General features: G+C 59.7%; 14 protein-coding genes. 3 read left to right on the top strand and 11 right to left on the bottom strand.

Translation table 11 applies throughout. The features are described from left to right. Positions 1–379: 379 nt before the first annotated feature. The 3 genes from betA to betI form a co-directional block, all read right to left on the bottom strand. Positions 380–2,083 (bottom strand): choline dehydrogenase, encoded by a 1,704-nt coding sequence (gene betA, locus M5G26_RS18965; protein WP_150693772.1) that lies wholly within the window; start codon positions 2,081–2,083, stop codon positions 380–382. 180 nt (positions 2,084–2,263) lie between these two features. Continuing rightward, positions 2,264–3,736: a betaine-aldehyde dehydrogenase gene (betB, locus tag M5G26_RS18960; RefSeq protein ID WP_077574839.1), complete on the bottom strand. Its 1,473-nt coding sequence runs from the start codon at positions 3,734–3,736 to the stop codon at positions 2,264–2,266. Between the two features lie 88 nt (positions 3,737–3,824). Then, positions 3,825–4,418 carry a transcriptional regulator BetI gene (gene betI / locus M5G26_RS18955; RefSeq protein WP_116028363.1) on the bottom strand — a complete coding sequence of 198 codons (594 nt, stop codon included), beginning with the start codon at positions 4,416–4,418 and terminating at the stop codon, positions 3,825–3,827. Between the two features lie 429 nt (positions 4,419–4,847). Between betI and betT the strand changes: the two genes are divergently transcribed. Further along, complete coding sequence (betT, locus tag M5G26_RS18950; protein WP_008085768.1) at positions 4,848–6,845, top strand: choline BCCT transporter BetT; 1,998 nt, start codon at positions 4,848–4,850, stop codon at positions 6,843–6,845. 227 nt (positions 6,846–7,072) lie between these two features. Here the strand turns inward: betT and choV are convergent, their stop codons facing one another. From choV to M5G26_RS18935, 3 genes are all read right to left on the bottom strand, one after another. Further along, entirely contained in the window at positions 7,073–8,251 is a 1,179-nt protein-coding gene (gene choV, locus M5G26_RS18945) for a choline ABC transporter ATP-binding protein (protein WP_034153601.1), read from the bottom strand. Continuing rightward, complete coding sequence (gene choW, locus M5G26_RS18940) at positions 8,248–9,093, bottom strand: choline ABC transporter permease subunit (RefSeq protein WP_016983941.1); 846 nt, start codon at positions 9,091–9,093, stop codon at positions 8,248–8,250. Before choW ends, choV begins: the two co-directional genes overlap by 4 nt. Before the next feature lie 66 nt (positions 9,094–9,159). Continuing rightward, positions 9,160–10,104 carry a choline ABC transporter substrate-binding protein gene (locus tag M5G26_RS18935; RefSeq protein ID WP_038363126.1) on the bottom strand — a complete coding sequence of 315 codons (945 nt, stop codon included), beginning with the start codon at positions 10,102–10,104 and terminating at the stop codon, positions 9,160–9,162. A 436-nt stretch (positions 10,105–10,540) separates the two neighbouring features. Here M5G26_RS18935 and M5G26_RS18930 point away from each other — a divergent pair, with 436 nt between their 5' ends. Beyond that, the gene (locus M5G26_RS18930; protein WP_273916213.1) at positions 10,541–11,917 is read left to right on the top strand and encodes an L-serine ammonia-lyase; all 1,377 of its coding nucleotides are present in this window, start codon (positions 10,541–10,543) and stop codon (positions 11,915–11,917) included. Positions 11,918–12,471: 554 nt separating this feature from the next. Continuing rightward, the gene (locus tag M5G26_RS18925) at positions 12,472–13,575 is read left to right on the top strand and encodes a GlxA family transcriptional regulator (RefSeq protein WP_007949927.1); all 1,104 of its coding nucleotides are present in this window, start codon (positions 12,472–12,474) and stop codon (positions 13,573–13,575) included. An 88-nt stretch (positions 13,576–13,663) separates the two neighbouring features. Here M5G26_RS18925 and M5G26_RS18920 read toward each other — a convergent pair whose 3' ends face one another. From M5G26_RS18920 to M5G26_RS18900, 5 genes are all read right to left on the bottom strand, one after another. Then, complete coding sequence (locus M5G26_RS18920) at positions 13,664–13,927, bottom strand: hypothetical protein (RefSeq protein ID WP_016983943.1); 264 nt, start codon at positions 13,925–13,927, stop codon at positions 13,664–13,666. Positions 13,928–14,272: 345 nt separating this feature from the next. Further along, positions 14,273–15,436, bottom strand: a complete 1,164-nt coding sequence (locus tag M5G26_RS18915; RefSeq protein WP_273916212.1) for a gamma-butyrobetaine dioxygenase — start codon at positions 15,434–15,436, stop codon at positions 14,273–14,275. 24 nt (positions 15,437–15,460) lie between these two features. After that, a complete protein-coding gene (locus tag M5G26_RS18910) occupies positions 15,461–15,937 on the bottom strand; it encodes a thioesterase family protein (RefSeq protein ID WP_273916211.1) in 477 nt (158 codons plus the stop codon). A 336-nt stretch (positions 15,938–16,273) separates the two neighbouring features. Continuing rightward, complete coding sequence (locus M5G26_RS18905) at positions 16,274–17,239, bottom strand: L-carnitine dehydrogenase (RefSeq protein WP_134176114.1); 966 nt, start codon at positions 17,237–17,239, stop codon at positions 16,274–16,276. A gap of 155 nt (positions 17,240–17,394) precedes the next feature. Continuing rightward, positions 17,395–18,282 carry a 3-keto-5-aminohexanoate cleavage protein gene (locus tag M5G26_RS18900; protein ID WP_016983621.1) on the bottom strand — a complete coding sequence of 296 codons (888 nt, stop codon included), beginning with the start codon at positions 18,280–18,282 and terminating at the stop codon, positions 17,395–17,397. Between the last annotated feature and the right edge of the window lie 36 nt (positions 18,283–18,318).

Below are 18,318 nucleotides of genomic sequence, written 5' to 3'. Positions count from 1 at the left end.
GCGGTAGAGCAGCGGCGGGGAGGGGGTGAAACGGTTGCGCGAGGTCTAGAGTAGGCCTGCGTGGGGGTAGGATCAAGTGAAGAGGGGGTGTAGGGGGATTTACTGTGCAGCGGGGGAATTTGTGCTGAATGTGAGGGCCCCTTCGCGAGCAGGCTCGCTCCCACAGTAGATTTTCAGTGGACACAAAGTTTGTGAGCTACCAAAAACCAATGTGGGAGCGAGCCTGCTCGCGAAGGCCGCGCCTCGGTATTACTCAAGGGCCTCATCGCTGGCAAGCCAGGCTCCCACCGGTTTTTTGTTGAACACAATATTTGTGAACGACGCAAAACCCTGTGGGAGCTGGCTTGCCAGCGATTAGCCGTGACGCGGTGTAACGGAATTACTGAGCAGCAGGCGTGATATCACGCATCGGCTTGCCCTTCACCGGCGCATCGCCCGCTACATAGTAAGCGGCGGTGCTACGCGGCAGCGGCTGGCGACCACGGATCTTGTCGGCGATTTTCTCGGCGATCATGATCGTCGGCGCGTTCAGGTTGCCAGTGGTGATGATCGGCATGATCGAGGCATCGACCACACGCAGGCTTTGCATGCCGTGCACGCGACCTTCGCCATCAACCACGGCCATCTCGTCGGTGCCCATCTTGCACGAGCAGGACGGGTGGAACGCGGTTTCGGCGTGCTCGCGGATGAACTTGTCCAACTGCTCATCGGTTTGCACTTCAATGCCCGGGCTGATTTCACGGCCACGGAAAGCGTCCAGCGCAGGCTGCTGCATGATTTCACGGGTCAGGCGGATGCCGTCACGGAATTCCTGCCAGTCCTGCTCGGTAGCCATGTAGTTGAACAGGATGCTCGGGTGCTGGCGCGGGTCTTTCGACTTGGCCTGGATGCGACCACGGCTTGGCGAACGCATGGAACCCATGTGCGCCTGGAAGCCGTGCTCTTTCACACCGTTGCTGCCGTTGTAGTTAATCGCTACCGGCAGGAAGTGGTACTGGATGTTCGGCCATTCGAATTCCGGACGCGAACGGATGAAACCGCCGGCTTCGAACTGGTTGCTGGCGCCGATACCGGTGCCGTTGAACAGCCACTCGGCACCGATGGCTGGCTGGTTGTACCAGAGCAGCGACGGGTACAGCGAAACTGGCTGAGTGCAGGCGTATTGCAGGTACAGCTCAAGGTGATCCTGCAGGTTTTCACCGACGCCCGGCAGGTCGTGAACCACCGGAATGTCGAGGGATTTCAGCAGTTCGGCAGGGCCGACACCGGAACGCTGCAGAATCTGTGGCGAAGCGATGGCGCCGGAGCACAGCAGGACTTCTTTGCGCGCTTTGGCTTCAACGCGCTCTTCGGCGTCGCCGACCAGATAACGCACGCCAACCGCACGCTTGCCTTCGAACAGAATCTTGTCGGTCAGGGCGTGGGTGACGATGGTCAGGGTCGAACGCTTTTTAGCGGTGTCGAGGTAGCCACGGGCGGTGGAAGCACGACGGCCGTTCGGCGTCACGGTACGGTCCATCGGGCCGAAGCCTTCCTGCTGGTAACCGTTCAGGTCTTCGGTGCGTGGGTAACCGGCCTGCACGCCGGCTTCAACCATGGCGTGGAACAGCGGGTTGTTGCCCGCCTTCGGCGTGGTCACGCTGACCGGGCCTTCGCCACCGTGGTAATCGTTCGGGCCGATGTCGCGGGTTTCGGCTTTGCGGAAGTACGGCAGGCAGTCGAGGTACGACCAGTTTTCCAGGCCCGGCAGTTTCGCCCAGCCGTCGTAGTCCATCGCGTTGCCGCGGATGTAGCACATGCCGTTGATCAGCGAAGAGCCGCCGAGGCCTTTGCCGCGACCGCATTCCATCCGGCGACCGTCCATGTGTGGCTCTGGATCGGTTTCGTACGCCCAGTTGTAACGACGACCTTGCAGCGGGAATGCCAGTGCAGCCGGCATTTGCGTGCGGAAGTCGAGACGGTAGTCAGGGCCGCCGGCTTCGAGCAGCAGAACGGTGACGCCGGCGTCTTCAGTCAGACGGGTCGCCAAAGTGTTACCGGCCGAGCCGGCACCGATGATGATGTAATCGAATTCTTGGGACATTGAATGCACCCTCTTTGATAGTGGTCAGGTCGGACCTTGGCGAGTGCTGTGCACTCGAATCGCTGGCAAGCCAGCTCCCACAGGGATTGGGGGCTGCCACAAATTGGATGGACGACTCCAAACCTGTGGGAGCGGGCTTGCCCGCGAAGAGGCCTTCGCGGGCAACGCAAATCTCGGGTCTTAGAACACCGAAACGTAATCGCCCAGCTCGACCTGTACCGATTTGATGCGGGTGAAGTTGTTCAGCGAGCTGATGCCATTCTCACGGCCGACACCCGACTGCTTGTAACCGCCGACCGGCATTTTTGCGTCGGACTCGCCCCAGGCGTTGATCCAGCAGATACCGGCTTCCAGTTGATGAATCACGCGGTGCGCGCGGTTCAGGTCTTTGGTGACGATACCGGCGGCCAGACCGAAGTCGGTGTCGTTGGCGCGGCGGATCACTTCTTCTTCGGTTTCGTAGGAGAGGATCGCCATCACCGGGCCAAAGATTTCTTCACGAACGATGGTCATGTCGTCGGTGCAATCGGTGAACACGGTCGGCGCCACGAATGCGCCTTTGGCGAATTCGCCGTCGGTCAGACGGTCGCCGCCGCACAGTACGCGTGCGCCTTGTTCTTTACCTTTGGCGATGTAACCCAGCACGCTTTCCATGTGCGCGAAGCTGACCAGCGGGCCGAAGTTGGTGTTTTCGTCTTCCGGGTTGCCAACGCGGATGCGTGCAACGCGCTCGACGATCTTGGCTTCGAAAGCGGCTTTCAGGTGCGCCGGAACGAACACGCGAGTGCCGTTGGTGCAGACCTGACCGGAGCTGTAGAAGTTGGCCATCATCGCGGTGTCGGCAGCGCGATCGAGGTCGGCGTCGTCGCAGATGATCAGCGGGGACTTGCCGCCCAGTTCCATGGTCACGTCTTTCAGCGACGAAGCCGAAGCGCTGGCCATTACCTTCTTGCCAGTGTCGGTGCCGCCGGTGAAGGAGATTTTTTCGATGCGCGGGTGCTCGGTCAGCCATGTGCCGACTTCACGGCCGCTGCCGGTCAGTACGTTGAACACGCCATTCGGTACGCCGGCTTCGGTGTAGATCTCGGCCAGTTTCAGGGTGGTCAGCGAGGTCACTTCGCTTGGCTTGAAGATCATCGCGTTACCAGCGGCCAGCGCTGGAGCGGATTTCCACAGGGCGATCTGGATCGGGTAGTTCCAGGCGCCGATACCGGCGACAACGCCCAGCGGCTCGCGACGGGTGTAGACGAACGAAGTGTCGCGCAGTGGAATCTGCTCGCCTTCGATGGCCGGTACCAGGCCTGCGTAGTATTCCAGCACGTCAGCGCCGGTAACGATGTCGACGTATTTGGTTTCGGAGAAGGATTTGCCGGTGTCCAGGGTTTCCAGAGCAGCCAGTTCATCGTTGCGCTCGCGCAGGATGTCGACGGCACGACGCAGGATGCGCGAACGCTCCATGGCGGTCATCGCGGCCCAGATTTTCTGGCCCTTTTCGGCGCTGACCACGGCGCGCTCGACGTCTTCCTTGGTCGCACGTTGCACCAGTGCGAGGACTTCACCGTTAGCCGGGTTGATGGCTTCGAAGGTGGCATCGCTGCCGGCGTCGGAGTACGCGCCATCGATGTAAAGTTTTTGCAGTTCGAAACGGGCCATAGTGTCCTCGCAAGTGCATTGGTGGTTGGCGTTGACCACCGCGGTGAGGCTGCGGTGGCGTTCAGGGGCCGAGCGTTTTCTGTGTGCTCTAGCTCACCTTCTTGGCCAATTGGAAATCCATGTATTCGTAAGCGATCTGTTGGGCCTGCGCTGTGTCGAAAGCGTCTCCCGACAAAGCGCCGCGCAACCACAAGCCGTCAATCAACGCTGCCAGGCCACGCGCTGCGCTGCGCGCATCTTCGAGCGGCAACACACGGCGGAACTCGCAGCACAGGTTGGAATACAGACGGTGATCGTTGATCCGCTGCAACCTGTGCAAAGACGGCTGGTGCATGCTGGTGGCCCAGAAGGCCAGCCAGGTTTTCATTGCCGGGCCATTGACCTGGCTGGCGTCGAAGTTGCCCTCGATGATCACCTGCAAATGCGCCCGTGGGCTGTCATCTGCCAGCGCCTGCCGGCGCGCGGTGACGTTCTCGCTGAGGACGTTCATCAGATACCGCATCGTGGCGGCAATCAGGCCGTTCTTGTCCTGAAAGTAATGACTGATGATGCCATTCGAGACACCGGCCAAACGGGCGATCAGCGCAATGCTGGCGTCCCCCATTCCGACCTGATCGACCGCCTGCAAAGTGGCTTCGATCAGTTGTTGGCGGCGGATGGGTTGCATACCGACCTTGGGCATCTTGCACATCTCCTTAGGCCTTCCGAGCGGCGAATCACGCCTATCGGATTGACGGCCAGTCTATTTTGTTTTGATTGAACGTTCAATCAACAAAGAATAAGATCTGCGACAAATCGTCGCTGCCTACAGATTTTTCCTACGTGTAAGTGGCGATAAAACCGACATCCGAAACAGCTCGAAACCTGCGTGGGGCATGGCGCGGTTCGCGATTCGATGGACGTGTTGAAAGGGCAAGACGCTCAGGGCCAGGTTTCGGATGAACGTCCGTCCACCTTCGGCCACGAAAGCGATTCGCAGCGCCATTTCGGCAGGTTCGGGCATTTTTCGGGGTGTCTTTATATCACCCGCCGGTCGGCTGCCAACTAACCGATTGGTCGGGTTCCGTGTTGCCTTGTGTTCTTCTCTCGCACTGCCTGGAGCATTTGTGCCATGAGTTCTGCCTCGCTTATAAAGACCCCGCCCGAGAAGGTGACGGTCAACGGTTGGGTGTTTTACACCTCTACCGCGCTGATTCTGTTGTTGACCGCCATTCTGATTATCGCCCCGCAAGAGGCCGGCAGACTGTTGGGTATCGCTCAGGCCTGGTTGTCGCGCAGCTTCGGCTGGTACTACATGGTGGTGATCGCCGCCTACCTGGTATTCGTCGTCGGTCTGGCGTTTTCCTCGTACGGCAAACTCAAACTGGGCAGCAAGGACGACACCCCGGATTTCAGTTACGGCGCCTGGGCGGGGATGCTGTTCTCGTCGGGTATCGGTATTTCGCTGCTGTACTTCGGCGCATCCGAGCCACTGGATCACTACTTCAATCCGCCGGAAGGCGCATCGGCCAGCAACATGGCCGCGCGTCAGGCTGTACAGCTGACTTTCTTGCATTGGGGCCTGCACGGCTGGGCGATCTATGCGCTGGTCGGTCTGGCCGTGGCGTACTTCGCTTACCGTCATAACCAGCCGCTGGCGTTGCGTTCGGCGCTGTATCCGCTGGTCGGCGAGCGTTGGGTCAAAGGCGCGGCCGGTCACGCGGTGGACGGCTTCGGCATGTTCGTGACCCTGCTGGGTCTGGTGACGAACCTGGGGATTGGTTCGCTGCAAGTGTCGTCGGGGCTGGAAAACCTGTTCGGCATGGAACACAGCAACACTAACCTTTTGATCGTGATCATCGTGATGAGCACCGTGGCGACCATCGCTGCCGTGTCCGGCGTAGAGAACGGCATCCGTCGTCTGTCCAACCTGAACATCGTGCTGTTCAGCGGTCTGCTGATTTTCGTATTGCTGTTTGGCCCGACTCTGCACTTGCTTAACGGCTTCGTACAGAACATCGGTGACTACCTCAATGGCATCGTGCTGAAAACCTTCGACCTTTATGTGTACGAGGGCGACAACGCCAAGTCCGAGCGCTGGATGGGCCTGTGGACCCTGTTCTACTGGGCCTGGTGGATTTCCTGGGCGCCATTCGTCGGCATGTTCATCGCACGTATTTCCCGTGGTCGTACCGTGCGTGAACTGGTGGCTGGCGTGCTGCTGATTCCACTGGGCTTTACCTTGGCCTGGCTGTCGATCTTCGGTAACTCGGCGCTGGATCTGGTGATGAACCATGGGGCGGTGGAGTTGGGCAAGACGGCGCTGGAACAGCCGTCGATGGCGATCTATCAGTTGCTTGAACACTACCCGGCGTCGAAAGTCGTCATCGGTGTGTCGATCTTTGTCGGTTTCGTGCTGTTCCTGACCCCGGCCGACTCCGGCGCGGTGATGATGGCGAATCTGTCCTGCAAGGGCGGCAACGTCGACGAAGATGCGCCGCACTGGCTGCGGATCTTCTGGTCGGTGGTAATCACCCTGGTGACCATCGGGCTGTTGTTTGCCGGTAACTTCGAAGCCATGCAAACCATGGTCGTGCTGGCCGGTCTGCCGTTCTCGGTGGTGCTGGTGTTCTTCATGTTCGGCCTGCACAAGGCCATGCGTCAGGACGTGCAGATCGAACAGGAGCAGGCGCAACTGGCGGAGCGCGGTCGTCGTGGTTTCAGCGAGCGTCTGACGCAACTGGATCTGCAGCCGAGCCAATCGGTGGTGCAGCGCTTTATGGACAAGCAGGTCAGCCCGGCGCTGGAAGATGCCACCGCGCAGATGCGTGCCCAGGGTCTGGAAGTGCAGACGTTGTTGGGTAAATCCAAGCGCTGCATGGGTGTGCGCGTCGAGATGGAAGAGGGCAACCCTTTCGTTTACGAAGTGAGCCTGGATGGCTATCTGGCGACCCCGACCGAATCGGCGCAGTCCGATGAAGCGCGCCAGCGTTACTACCGCGCTGAGGTGTATTTGCACAACGGCAGCCAGGATTACGACCTGATGGGCTTCACGCAGGATCAGATCACGCGGGATGTGCTCGATCAGTTTGAAAGCCATCGGCAGCTCCTTGGCCGGGTGTACAGCTAAAGTCAAAAGCCCCCTCACCCCAGCCCTCTCCCTAAGGGAGAGGGGGAAAGGGAGCAGATCGGGGGCTTTTCAATACCTGAGTTCGACTCGATTTCTCAGGTCGATGTAGCTTGAAAGTACAACTCGGTAGGTTCCTTCTCCCTCTGGGAGAGGGCTAGGGTGAGGGGCTTTTTTCCTGACCCAATAAAAAAGGGATCGCTCACCGCGATCCCTTTTTTTATCCCGCCTTAACCGAGGTTCTTGCCCAGCAACGCGTGATACAACTCGCTGTCGCCCAGAATCCCCACCACATGATTGTCATCGTGCAGCACCAGTTTGTTGCCGGTCTGATAACGAATCTGCAACGCATCGCGCATGCCGATGTTCGAGTCCACCAGCGTCGGCTTGCGCTCCAGGCCCTCGACCGCTTGCCCCGGTGCCCAGTTCTGCAGGTTCAGCACCGAGCCGTTCTGCCGCGCGCCTTTGATGGTGTTGCCTTCGGCCAGGTCCAGCCACGAATCACCGCCCGGATCGAGACACACCGAACCGTTGATGCGTTTGCACTTGTCCAGCGTGCGCATCAGGCTGCGACCACAGAGCACGTTGAGCGGATTGGTGTGCGCGACGAAGGTGCGCACATAGTCGTCCGCCGGGTTCAACACGATCTCTTCCGGCACGCTGTACTGGATGATCCGGCCGTCTTTCATGATCGCGATGCGGCTACCGAGTTTCAGCGCCTCGTCGAGGTCGTGGCTCACGAACACGATGGTCTTGCTCAGCTTGCGTTGCAGTTCCAGCAGTTCATCCTGCAGACCCTGACGGATCAGCGGGTCGAGGGCCGAGAACGGTTCGTCCATCAATAGAATGTCGGCGTCCATCGCCAGCGCTCGTGCCAGACCGACACGCTGCTGCATGCCGCCGGAGAGTTCATCAGGCTTCTTGTTGCGCCATTGGGTCAGGCCGACCAGTTCGAGTTTTTCATCGACGAGTTTCTTGCGTTCCTTCTCCGGTCGACCCTGCATTTCCAGACCGAAACTGATGTTCTCGCGCACCGTCAGCCACGGCATCAGGGCGAACTTCTGGAACACCATGGCGATGCGTTTGGTGCGCATCATTTTCAGCTCGGCGGGGGTGCAGGAGGCGATGTCGATCTGACGGTTTTCATGCTCGACGAACAGTTTGCCGCGGCTCACGGTGTTGAGGCCGTTGATGCAGCGCAGCAGGCTCGACTTGCCTGAACCGGACAAGCCCATCAGCACGCAGATCTCGCCTTTGTTGATGTCCAGCGTGGCTTTTTCCACGCCGACAATCTGTCCGGTCTTCTTCAGGATTTCATTGCGGGTCATGCCCTGATCGAGCAGCTTGAGTGCTTCGCGTGGATCCTTGGAGAAGATTACGTCGACGTCTTCGAAGCGAATTATGCTCATGCGTCACCCCCTACTTTGGCGTCGGGTTGTTTGCAGATACGGTCGAGCATGATCGCCAGCAGTACGATCGCCAGGCCCGCTTCGAAGCCCAGGGCGATATCAGCAGTGTTCAGTGCGTTGACCACCGGTTTGCCGAGTCCGTCGGCGCCTACCAGTGCCGCGATCACCACCATCGACAACGACAGCATGATGCACTGGGTGATACCGGCCGCGATGCTCGGCATGGCGTGCGGCAGTTCGATCCGTGAGAGCAGTTGGCGACGCGAGCAGCCGAAGGCTTTGCCGGCGTCCATTAGTTCTTGCGGGACATCGCGGATGCCCAGGTAGGTCAGGCGGATCGGCGCAGCGATGGCGAACACCACCGTGGAGATCAGGCCCGGGACCACACCCAGCCCGAAGAGGGTCAGGGTCGGAATGAGGTAAACGAAGGTCGGTACGGTCTGCATCAGATCGAGTACCGGACGCATTACAGTGTAGAACATCGGTTTGTGTGCGGCGACGATGCCCAGCGGCACGCCGATGACCACGCAGACCAGGGTCGCGAACATGACCTGGGCGAGGGTTTCCATGGTCTCCTGCCAGTAGCCCAGATTGAGGATCAGCAGGAAGGAGGCGATCACGAAAGCGGTCAATCCCCATTTGCGCTGGATCAGGTGCGCGAGCAGGGCGATCAGGCCAATCAAGACCAGTGGGTTGAACCAGGTCAGCGCAAACGTCACGCCGTGGATCATCGTTTCCAGTGTCACGGCGATTGCGTCGAAGGTGTTGGCGCCGTGTTGCGTCAACCATTCAACGAAGCCCGCGATGTACTGGCCTAAAGGTATTTTCTGATCAATCAGCATGGTAGTGAACGTCCGCATGCAAGGAAATAAACAGCCCGGGCGGGCGAACCCACCCGGCATAAGCGATTACTGAAGCTTGGCTTTCACGGCCTCCAGGCCAGGTTTACCGTCAATGGTGGTCACGCCAGCGAGCCAGGTATCGAGCACTTGTGGATTCTTTTTCAGCCAGGCCTTGGCGGCCGCGTCAGGCTTCATCTTGTCGTCGAGGATGTTGCCCATCAGTTCGCTTTCCATGTCGACGGTGAACTCCAGGTTCTTCAGCAACTGACCGACGTTGCTGCATTCCGTGGCGTAACCCTTGCGGGTGTTGGTCGCCACGGTCGCTGCACCGAAATCGGGGCCGAAGAAATCATCGCCACCGGTCAGGTATTGAATCTTGAAGCGCTTGTTCATCGGGTGCGGCGCCCAGCCGAGGAAGACCACGGCGGTGTCGCGTTTCTGCGCGCGATCCACTTGCGAGAGCATGCCCGCTTCTGACGATTCGACGACTTTGAAACCGGCGGTTTTCAGGCCGAAAGCGTCCTTGTCGATCATGCTCTGGATCAGACGGTTGCCGTCATTGCCAGGCTCGATGCCGTAGATCTTGCCGTCGAGCTCTTTCTTGAATTTGGCGATGTCGGCGAAGTCATGCAGACCTTTGTCATACAGGGCTTGCGGCACGGCGAGGGTGTACTTGGCGCCCTTGAGGTTGGTGCGCACGGTTTCCACGGTGCCGGCGTCGCGGTAGGCCTTGATGTCGTTTTCCATGGTCGGCATCCAGTTGCCGAGGAACACGTCCATGTTCTTGCCGTCGGCCAGCGACTTGTAGGTCACCGGCACGGAGATCATGGTGGTCTTGGTCTTGTAGCCGAGGGCGTTGAGAACGACGGAGGTGGTGGCGGTGGTGGCGGTAATGTCGGTCCAGCCGACATCGGAGAAATTAACGGTACTGCACTGTGCCGGTTCTGCAGCTTGCGCCAGTAACGGCAGACTCAGCATGGCGGCCAACAACAACGACGGGGAACCTTTCATGGATGGACTCCTTGGTGTTTTTTTTGGCAGTGTTCCGACTGTGGACCACCGCACTTATAGGTTGCGGTTGGATGGCGTTCTGGAGACAGCTCTACCACGGCGCCTTGCAATCGAGTCATAACGATCATGTACCAGTGAAAATCTGACGCCTACAGGGGGGGTCGTATCCAGTACAGGGATGGTCGCATCCAGTGTCAGTGACGTCGTTTACAGCTTTTTTCAGCCCCGAATGGCCCTCTGAACCGTACAAAAACGTCGAAAAACCTGGGCGAAAACGGCGCGGCGCTGGTGGACATGAGTGCGTCGGTGTCAGACGCCGTGCGTCCCGACAAAAGCCTGATGATGCGGGCATTCCGGCGGATCGCAGCTTGAGCGTAGCAGCTCCGCCAGCGGGCGCTTCACGCCCCGGACCGGCATCCTCAGGAGCTCTGCAGCAATGGCTATCAGCGTTTTCGACCTGTTCAAAATCGGCATCGGCCCTTCCAGTTCCCACACCGTCGGGCCGATGCGCGCGGCGGCGTTGTTCGTCGAGTCGCTACGGGACAAGCATCAGCTGGAGCAGGTGCGTCGTATAGAAGTGCAATTGTTCGGATCGCTGTCCGCCACGGGCATTGGTCACGGCAGCGACAACGCGGTGATCATGGGGTTGATGGGCGAGTGGCCGGACGCAATCGACCCGTCGCAGATCGGCCCGCGCATTCAGGCCCTGCGTGAAACTCATACCCTGCTATTGGATGGTCGTTTGTCGGTGCCGTTTGTCTGGGCACGGGACATGCGTCTGATCGACGAGAACCTGCCGTTCCATCCCAATGCGATGACGATTGTTGCCGAGGGCGATCACGGCGAGCTGCATCGCGACACCTACTATTCGGTGGGTGGCGGTTTTGTCGTGGATCAAGCGCAGGCGTCCAGCGGCGTCGTTGATCTGGATCGCACTGAGTTGCCCTACGACTTTTCCAGTGCGGTTGAACTGCTGGAGTTGTGCAAGAAAAACAACCTGCGCGTCGCCGAATTGATGATGGCCAACGAAAAGGTCTGGCGCAGCGAGGAAGAGATTCGCGCCGGGCTGATGAAGCTGTGGCGGGCGATGCAGGAATGCGTCGAGCAGGGTTTGAAACACGAAGGCATCCTGCCCGGCGGATTGAATGTGCGTCGGCGCGCGGCGAAGTTGCATCGCAGTCTTCAGGAATTGGGTAAGCCCAATGTGATCGGCTCGACGCTGAGTGCGATGGAGTGGGTCAACCTGTTCGCCCTGGCAGTTAATGAAGAAAACGCGGCGGGCGGGCGCATGGTCACGGCGCCGACCAATGGCGCGGCGGGGATCATCCCGGCGGTGTTGCACTACTTTATGAAGTTCAGCGAAGCGGTGACGGACGCCAACGTGGTCGACTACTTCCTCGGTGCGGCGGCGGTGGGGATTCTGTGCAAGAAGAATGCTTCGATCTCGGGCGCTGAGGTTGGCTGTCAGGGTGAAGTCGGCTCTGCGTGCGCGATGGCGGCGGCGGGGCTGGCGGAGATTCTTGGCGCTACGCCGGAGCAGTTGTGCAACGCGGCGGAGATTGGCCTGGAACATAACCTTGGGCTGACCTGCGATCCGGTCGGCGGCCTGGTGCAAGTGCCGTGCATCGAGCGCAATGCGATTGCGGCGGTGAAGGCGATCAACGCGGCGCAGATGGCCTTGCGGGGGGATGGTCAGCACTTTATCTCGCTGGATCGGGTGATTCGCACCATGCGTGATACCGGCGCGGATATGCATGACAAATATAAAGAGACCTCGCGGGGTGGGTTGGCGGTTAGCGCGGTTGAGTGCTGAGACCGCGTTGCCCCCATCGCTGGCAAGCCAGCTCCCACAGGTTCCGAGGTGATACAGATATCTTGATCACACTGAAAATCCATGTGGGAGCTGCGGTGCGACGATTCGACTTGCCAGCGATGGGCCAGACCAGTCAAAACTGCTCACCAAGTGAACACGGACAATAAATCACGCCACCTTTTAGCGCGTCGCAAACAGATAAGAGTCTTTCCCACCTGTTACATACGATCCGCCCCCCTACCGTCCGTCACCCGTGCCTGCGGTGACACTCCCCACAAACTGCGCGCAGGCCAGTTCCCACAAGTGCTACCGATTTGCTCACACCCCTGAGGGCAGGGCGCTCAGCAACACTAATGGCACTTCGAAATACCTTTCGTCGGACGTCTCGTATAGACACGTCGCGACGTCGTTTTCAGGAGTTATTGAACGGCCATCCAATTTTAGGCATGGCAATTGCTCTGTCATAACAAAGCCCGTCTCCCACGCGAGAACGCTGGCAATAACAAGAGCCTCCGCCTGAGGCCATCACCCGCTTTGTGTGAGGAGATACCGCGATGACGTCGTTCAACTCCGGGGCCCAACCCCAGAACCGTGCGCCTCAATCCATCGGCTTTCTGCTGCTGGACAATTTCACGCTGATTTCTCTGGCGTCCGCAGTAGAACCCCTGCGCATGGCCAACCAATTGTCCGGTCGCGAGCTGTATCGCTGGAGCACCCTCACCGTCGATGGCGGCCAGGTGTGGGCCAGTGACGGTCTGCAAATCACTCCCGACGCTTCCATGCACAAAGCCCCGCCGCTGGACACCGTGATTGTCTGCGGTGGCATCGGTATCCAACGCACTGTCACCCGCGAACACGTTTCCTGGCTGCAAAGCCAGGCGCGTCAGTCCAAGCGTCTCGGCGCCGTGTGCACCGGCAGTTGGGCACTGGCCTGCGCTGGTCTGCTCGACGGTTTCGATTGCAGCGTGCACTGGGAATGTCTGGCGGCGATGCAGGAAGCTTTCCCGCGCGTGGCCATGAGCACTCGCTTGTTCACCCTCGACCGTAACCGTTTCACCAGCTCTGGCGGTACCGCGCCGCTGGACATGATGCTGCACCTGATCAGCCGCGATCATGGCCGTGAACTCTCCGCCGCGATCTCGGAAATGTTCGTCTACGAACGCATCCGCAACGAGCAGGATCACCAGCGCGTGCCGCTCAAGCACATGCTCGGTACCAATCAGCCGAAACTGCAGGAAATCGTCGCGCTGATGGAAGCCAACCTCGAAGAGCCGATCGACCTGGATGAGCTGGCGGTGTACGTCGCGGTGTCGCGTCGACAGCTGGAGCGCCTGTTCCAGAAATACCTGCACTGCTCGCCGTCGCGCTATTACTTGAAGCTGCGTCTGATCCGCGCCCGGCAGTTGCTCAAGCAAACGCCGATGTCGATCATCGAAGTGGCGTCGGTGTGTGGTTTCGTCTCGACGCCGCACTTCTCCAAGTGCTACCGCGAGTACTTCGGCATTCCGCCGCGTGACGAGCGCGTAGGCTCCAACACCACCCAGCAAGTGGCGATGCTGCCGCTGCCACAAGCCATCGTGATGTCGCCGCTGTCGGGGCCGATGTCGGCGTTGAGTCAGGCGCGCAATGAGTCGACGTTTGCCAGCGTAAGGCTGTAAGGCAAAAGATCGCAGCCTGCGGCAGCTCCTACAGGGATATGCGTTCCAATGTAGGAGCTGCCGAAGGCTGCGATCTTTTGATCTGCTGTCAGGCGCTATGGCTTTGCTGATAGTCCGCCAATGCCGGCAGTAATTGTTTGTCGATCGCCTGCCGCACCGCCGGCTGGATACTGGCGCCGCTGGTGTACATGTCCTTGACCATCTTGCGCAGTTCAAACGCGCGCACATTATCCAGACCGCGCACTGCGCACTCGCAGGCCTGATCGGCGGTCGTGCCACTGGGTACTTGAATACCCAACGCCTTGAGCTGGCCCAACAAATCTTCCTGATCGATCAAATCGGCATACATCATGACGCGCATCCTTCTTCAATAACGGAGGTCGTGGCTCGATTCTGGTAGCCACGCCGGGGCACGGCAAGGGCGTTTTGTCGCAGTGGCTGCGACGGCTATGAACAGGTCGTTTTCGGCTAACTTGCCGCTCAAGGGAGTGGGCACACTGAACTCAGCTTGCAACACGAAGGTTTGGTCACCCTCGCTTGGCAGCTCCTCAACAGTACCCTCTGCCCCGATCCTGTCACGGCTTGCATCGGGGCTTTTTTTGCCTGCTTATAAAAGCAAAGATCGCAGCCTTCGGCAGCTCCTACAGGGAACGCATTCCAATGTAGGAGCTGCCGAAGGCTGCGATCTTTTTAAGGTCTAGCGTTGCAACACCAAAATCCGCGACAACAACTCATCCCGATCGACATAGCAGCCCTGAAAATGCCGCCCTCCCGTAGCTGGGTCAAAGGCATTGCGCGCATGCAACGTGCGGCGATTATCGAAGCACCACAACTCACCGGGGTTGAGCCGTTGCATCAGCCGAAACCGTGGCTCGCGAGTCATCGCAATGAAGCGTCGATACGCCCGATATAACCGTGGCATCTGCTCCACCGAGGTATCAAACGCCCCGCGCAGAAAGTTCGCCATGCGGATTTCCGCCACGCGCCCCAACGCATCCAAAGCAATGATCGGCGCCAGGCAGCGATAGTCGCTATGCCGATCCTTGTTGCGAAATTCCACGGGGATTTCACACAGCGCCTGAAACGACGCCGGGTCTTCACTGCGCAACGCATCGGCAATCGCAAAACCGTCGACAAAAATACTCTCGCCACCCTCGGCGTCATTCACCAGGCAATGCAGAAATTGCAGCCCCGGTTGCAGCTCGCGGGTGGGCAGGTCGGTGTGCAACGGCAGGTTGAAAGCAGTGTAGGCGTTACTGTCGGCGTCGGCCTTGGATTGCACGTTGAACAGCACACCGAAGTTGCTCTCGCGGATAAAGGAAATACGTTGCGCGATGAGCTTCAGCGAACCGGGTTCAGTGGGCACACCGCGCACTTGCGTCAGGCCGATGTCGCGTACCGCAATCAGCCATTGCAGCAGCGCGGCGTTGTCATTCATCAGTGCCGAATAGTCGAACACCGGCAACTGCAAATCGCTGCGCCACAGGTAAGGTTTGGGTTTGCCCGCCAGACGCTCGGCGCGGGAATCATCGTCGTAGGCGTGTGCGCGTAACCAACCGGGATCGAAGCGGCTGAGGTGGCCGTCCTGCCAGTCGATGCGCAGGCAGCCGTCGGTGTCGATATGCACGGCGGCAGGCTTGAGATCTTCAGCGGCATCGACACTCTCGAAAACCTGCTCGCGGGTAACGTTGTAGACGCACTGCGGACATGGGCAGTTGTCCCGCAACCAGACATGGTGGAACGGGCTGATGCGCCCGTCAGCCCATTCAATGGCAACACGATCCGCCAGGCTCTGCACGCCACCGAGCGCGCTGATCAACGGATAAGTACGGAAATCGGCAACAGCGGCAGCGGTGTTCATGGCGGCTCCTTGCGATCGATGGATTTACCTTGCAGGCGGCAGCGCGATGATGCGGCCGATGTAAGCGGGAGCGGGCAGGTCTTTCTGTTCGGCGACGATGCTTTGCAGGCGGCTCAGGGTGTCCGCGCTGAACGGCGCCGAACGCGGGCCGGCGAGATCGACGTGCAAGAGCATTTGTTCATTGCCGGCCAGTTCCTGATCCTCACCGACCTTGTGCAGGCTGTGATAGAGGTGCAGGCGTTTGCTGTCGTGGGCGATGATTTGCGTGCGTACTTCGACCTTGGTGTCGAGCTTCACTTCGTGCAGATAATTGAGGTGCAGTTCGAGGGTGAACAGGGAGTTGCCACTGGCTTCGCGATTGTTGCTGTCCATGCCGAGGCGGTCCATCAGGGCGTCGGTGGCGTAGCTGAAAATCAGCAGGTAGAAGGCATCGCGCAGGTGGCCGTTGTAGTCGACCCAGTCGGGGATGATTGTGGTTTGGTAGGTGGTGAGAGTGGGCATGATTGGGTTCCGGCAGTGGGCGGGTCTTTAAGATCAAGAGCTACCCCCTCACCCCAGCCCTCTCCCCCAGGGGGGCGAGGGGGAAAGGGAGCAGATCGCGGGCCTTTCAAAACTTGAGTTCGGCTAGGTGGTGCAAGTCGGCGTCACTCGAACAATCAACGCGATCAGTCCCCTCTCCCTCAGGGGGCGAGGGGGAAAGGGAGCAGATCGGGGGCCTTTCAAAACTTGAGTTCGGCTCGGTGGTGCAGGTCGGCGTAGCTCGAACATTCAACTCGGTCAGTCCCCTCTACCCCTGGGAGAGGGCTAGGGTGAGGGCAGCGGTTTGACGCGAACGCATCACTCGCTGAACGCCATCCCATGTTTTTCCTTGGTGCTCTTCACCGCCTCAAGCACAGCCAGCAAGCAATCATCACGATAGCGCTCCAGCGCCGAAATGCTGTGACGGCCAAGCTGATCACTGGTGCCATCCACCACATCATCAATCAACTTGTCAGTCAGCTCCGGCGCCGGCAGATAGGTCCACGGCAACTGCAACGCCGGGCCGAATTGCGACATGAAGTGGCGCATGCCCGCATCGCCACCAGCCAAGGTGTAAGTCAGGAACGTGCCCATGAACGACCAGCGCAAACCAGCGCCAAAGCGAATTGCATCATCGATCTCGCCAGTGGTCGCGACACCGTCGTTGACCAGGTGCAGCGCCTCACGCCACAGCGCTTCAAGCAAGCGGTCGGCGATAAACCCCGGCACTTCTTTGCGCACATGCAACGGCCGCATGCCGAGAGATTCGTAGACTTTCATCGCTGCTTGCACAGCTTCCGGCGCGGTGTTCTTGCCACCGACCACTTCCACCAGCGGCAGTAGATAGACAGGGTTGAACGGGTGGCCGACCACGCAGCGTTCCGGGTGCGTCGAACTCTCGTAAAACTCGCTCGGCAGCAAGCCCGATGTACTCGAACCGATCAACGCATCGGGCTTGGCCGCGGCGCTGATTTTGCTGTGCAGATCGAGTTTCAGTTCGAGACGTTCCGGGGCGCTTTCCTGAATGAAATCGGCATCGCGCACACACTCTTCGATGGTCGCGACAAAGCGCAGACGATCCTGCGAAGCACCCGGCGCCAGACCGTTTTTCTCCAGCGCACCCCAGGCGTTGGCCACGCGTTTGCGCAGCGCCGCTTCAGCGCCAGGAGCCGGGTCCCAAGCGACCACGTCGAGGCCGTGGGCGAGGGCGCGGGCAACCCAGCCACTGCCGATGACACCACTGCCCAGCGCGGCGAAGGTTTTGATTTCGGTGATAAAGCTCATTGGATTTTTCCCGAGTAAGGTGATCCCTGTAGGAGCTGCCGAAGGCTGCGATCTTTTGATCTTGCTTCTAAAAATCAAAGTCAAAAGATCGCAGCCTTCGGCAGCTCCTACAGGTGAGATTGGGGGCAGTCAGAGCCCATTCTTTGAGCTGAGGGTCAGCCGCGCTGGGTCAGGCCCATTTTCTTGCGGCCCTCTGCCGGGGTCAGCACGCGGGCGCCGAGGCGGCTGAGGATCTCGGTGGCGCGTTCGACCAATTGGCCGTTGGTCGCCAGCACACCCTTGTCCAGCCACAGGTTGTCTTCCAGCCCGACCCGCACGTTGCCGCCCAATAGCACCGCTTGCGCCGCCATCGGCATCTGCATCCGGCCAATCCCGAAACCGGCCCACACCGCATCCGCCGGCAAGTTATCGACCATGGCTTTCATCGTGGTGGTGTCTGCCGGCGCACCCCATGGAATCCCCAGACACAGCTGGAACAACGGGTTATCGAGCAAACCTTCCTTGATCATCTGCTTGGCAAACCACAGGTGCCCAGTGTCGAAAATCTCCAGTTCGGCCTTCACGCCCAATTCGGTGATGCGCTTGGCACCGGCACGCAGTTGCGCCGGGGTGGAGACGTAAATGGTGTCGCCATCGCCGAAGTTCAGCGTGCCGCAATCGAGGGTGCAGATTTCCGGCAACAACTCTTCAACGTGGGCGAGACGGGTCAGCGGGCCGACCAGATCGGTGTTCGGACCGAACTCCATCGGGTTCTCGCCGGCGCCGATTTCCAGGTCGCCGCCCATACCAGCGGTGAGGTTGACGATGATGTCGACGTCCGCCTCGCGAATGCGCTCCATCACTTCGCGGTACAGCGCCACGTCACGGCTGAACTTGCCGGTCTGCGGATCGCGCACATGGCAGTGCACAACCGTGGCGCCGGCCTTGGCCGCTTCCACCGCAGCAGCAGCAATTTGTTTCGGGGTGACCGGCACGTGCGGGCTCTTGGCGGTCGTGTCGCCAGCACCGGTGAGTGCGCAGGTGATGATGACGTCGTGGTTCATGGTGCGGTTTCCTTCAGGCGTGATGGGTCTGTCCGC

The organism is Pseudomonas sp. TNT2022 ID642, from assembly GCF_028656995.1.
In the GTDB taxonomy this organism is placed as follows: Bacteria; Pseudomonadota; Gammaproteobacteria; order Pseudomonadales; family Pseudomonadaceae; genus Aquipseudomonas.
The sequence above is the reverse complement of the archived record's forward strand: the minus strand, read 5'-3'. Positions and strand labels throughout refer to the sequence as shown.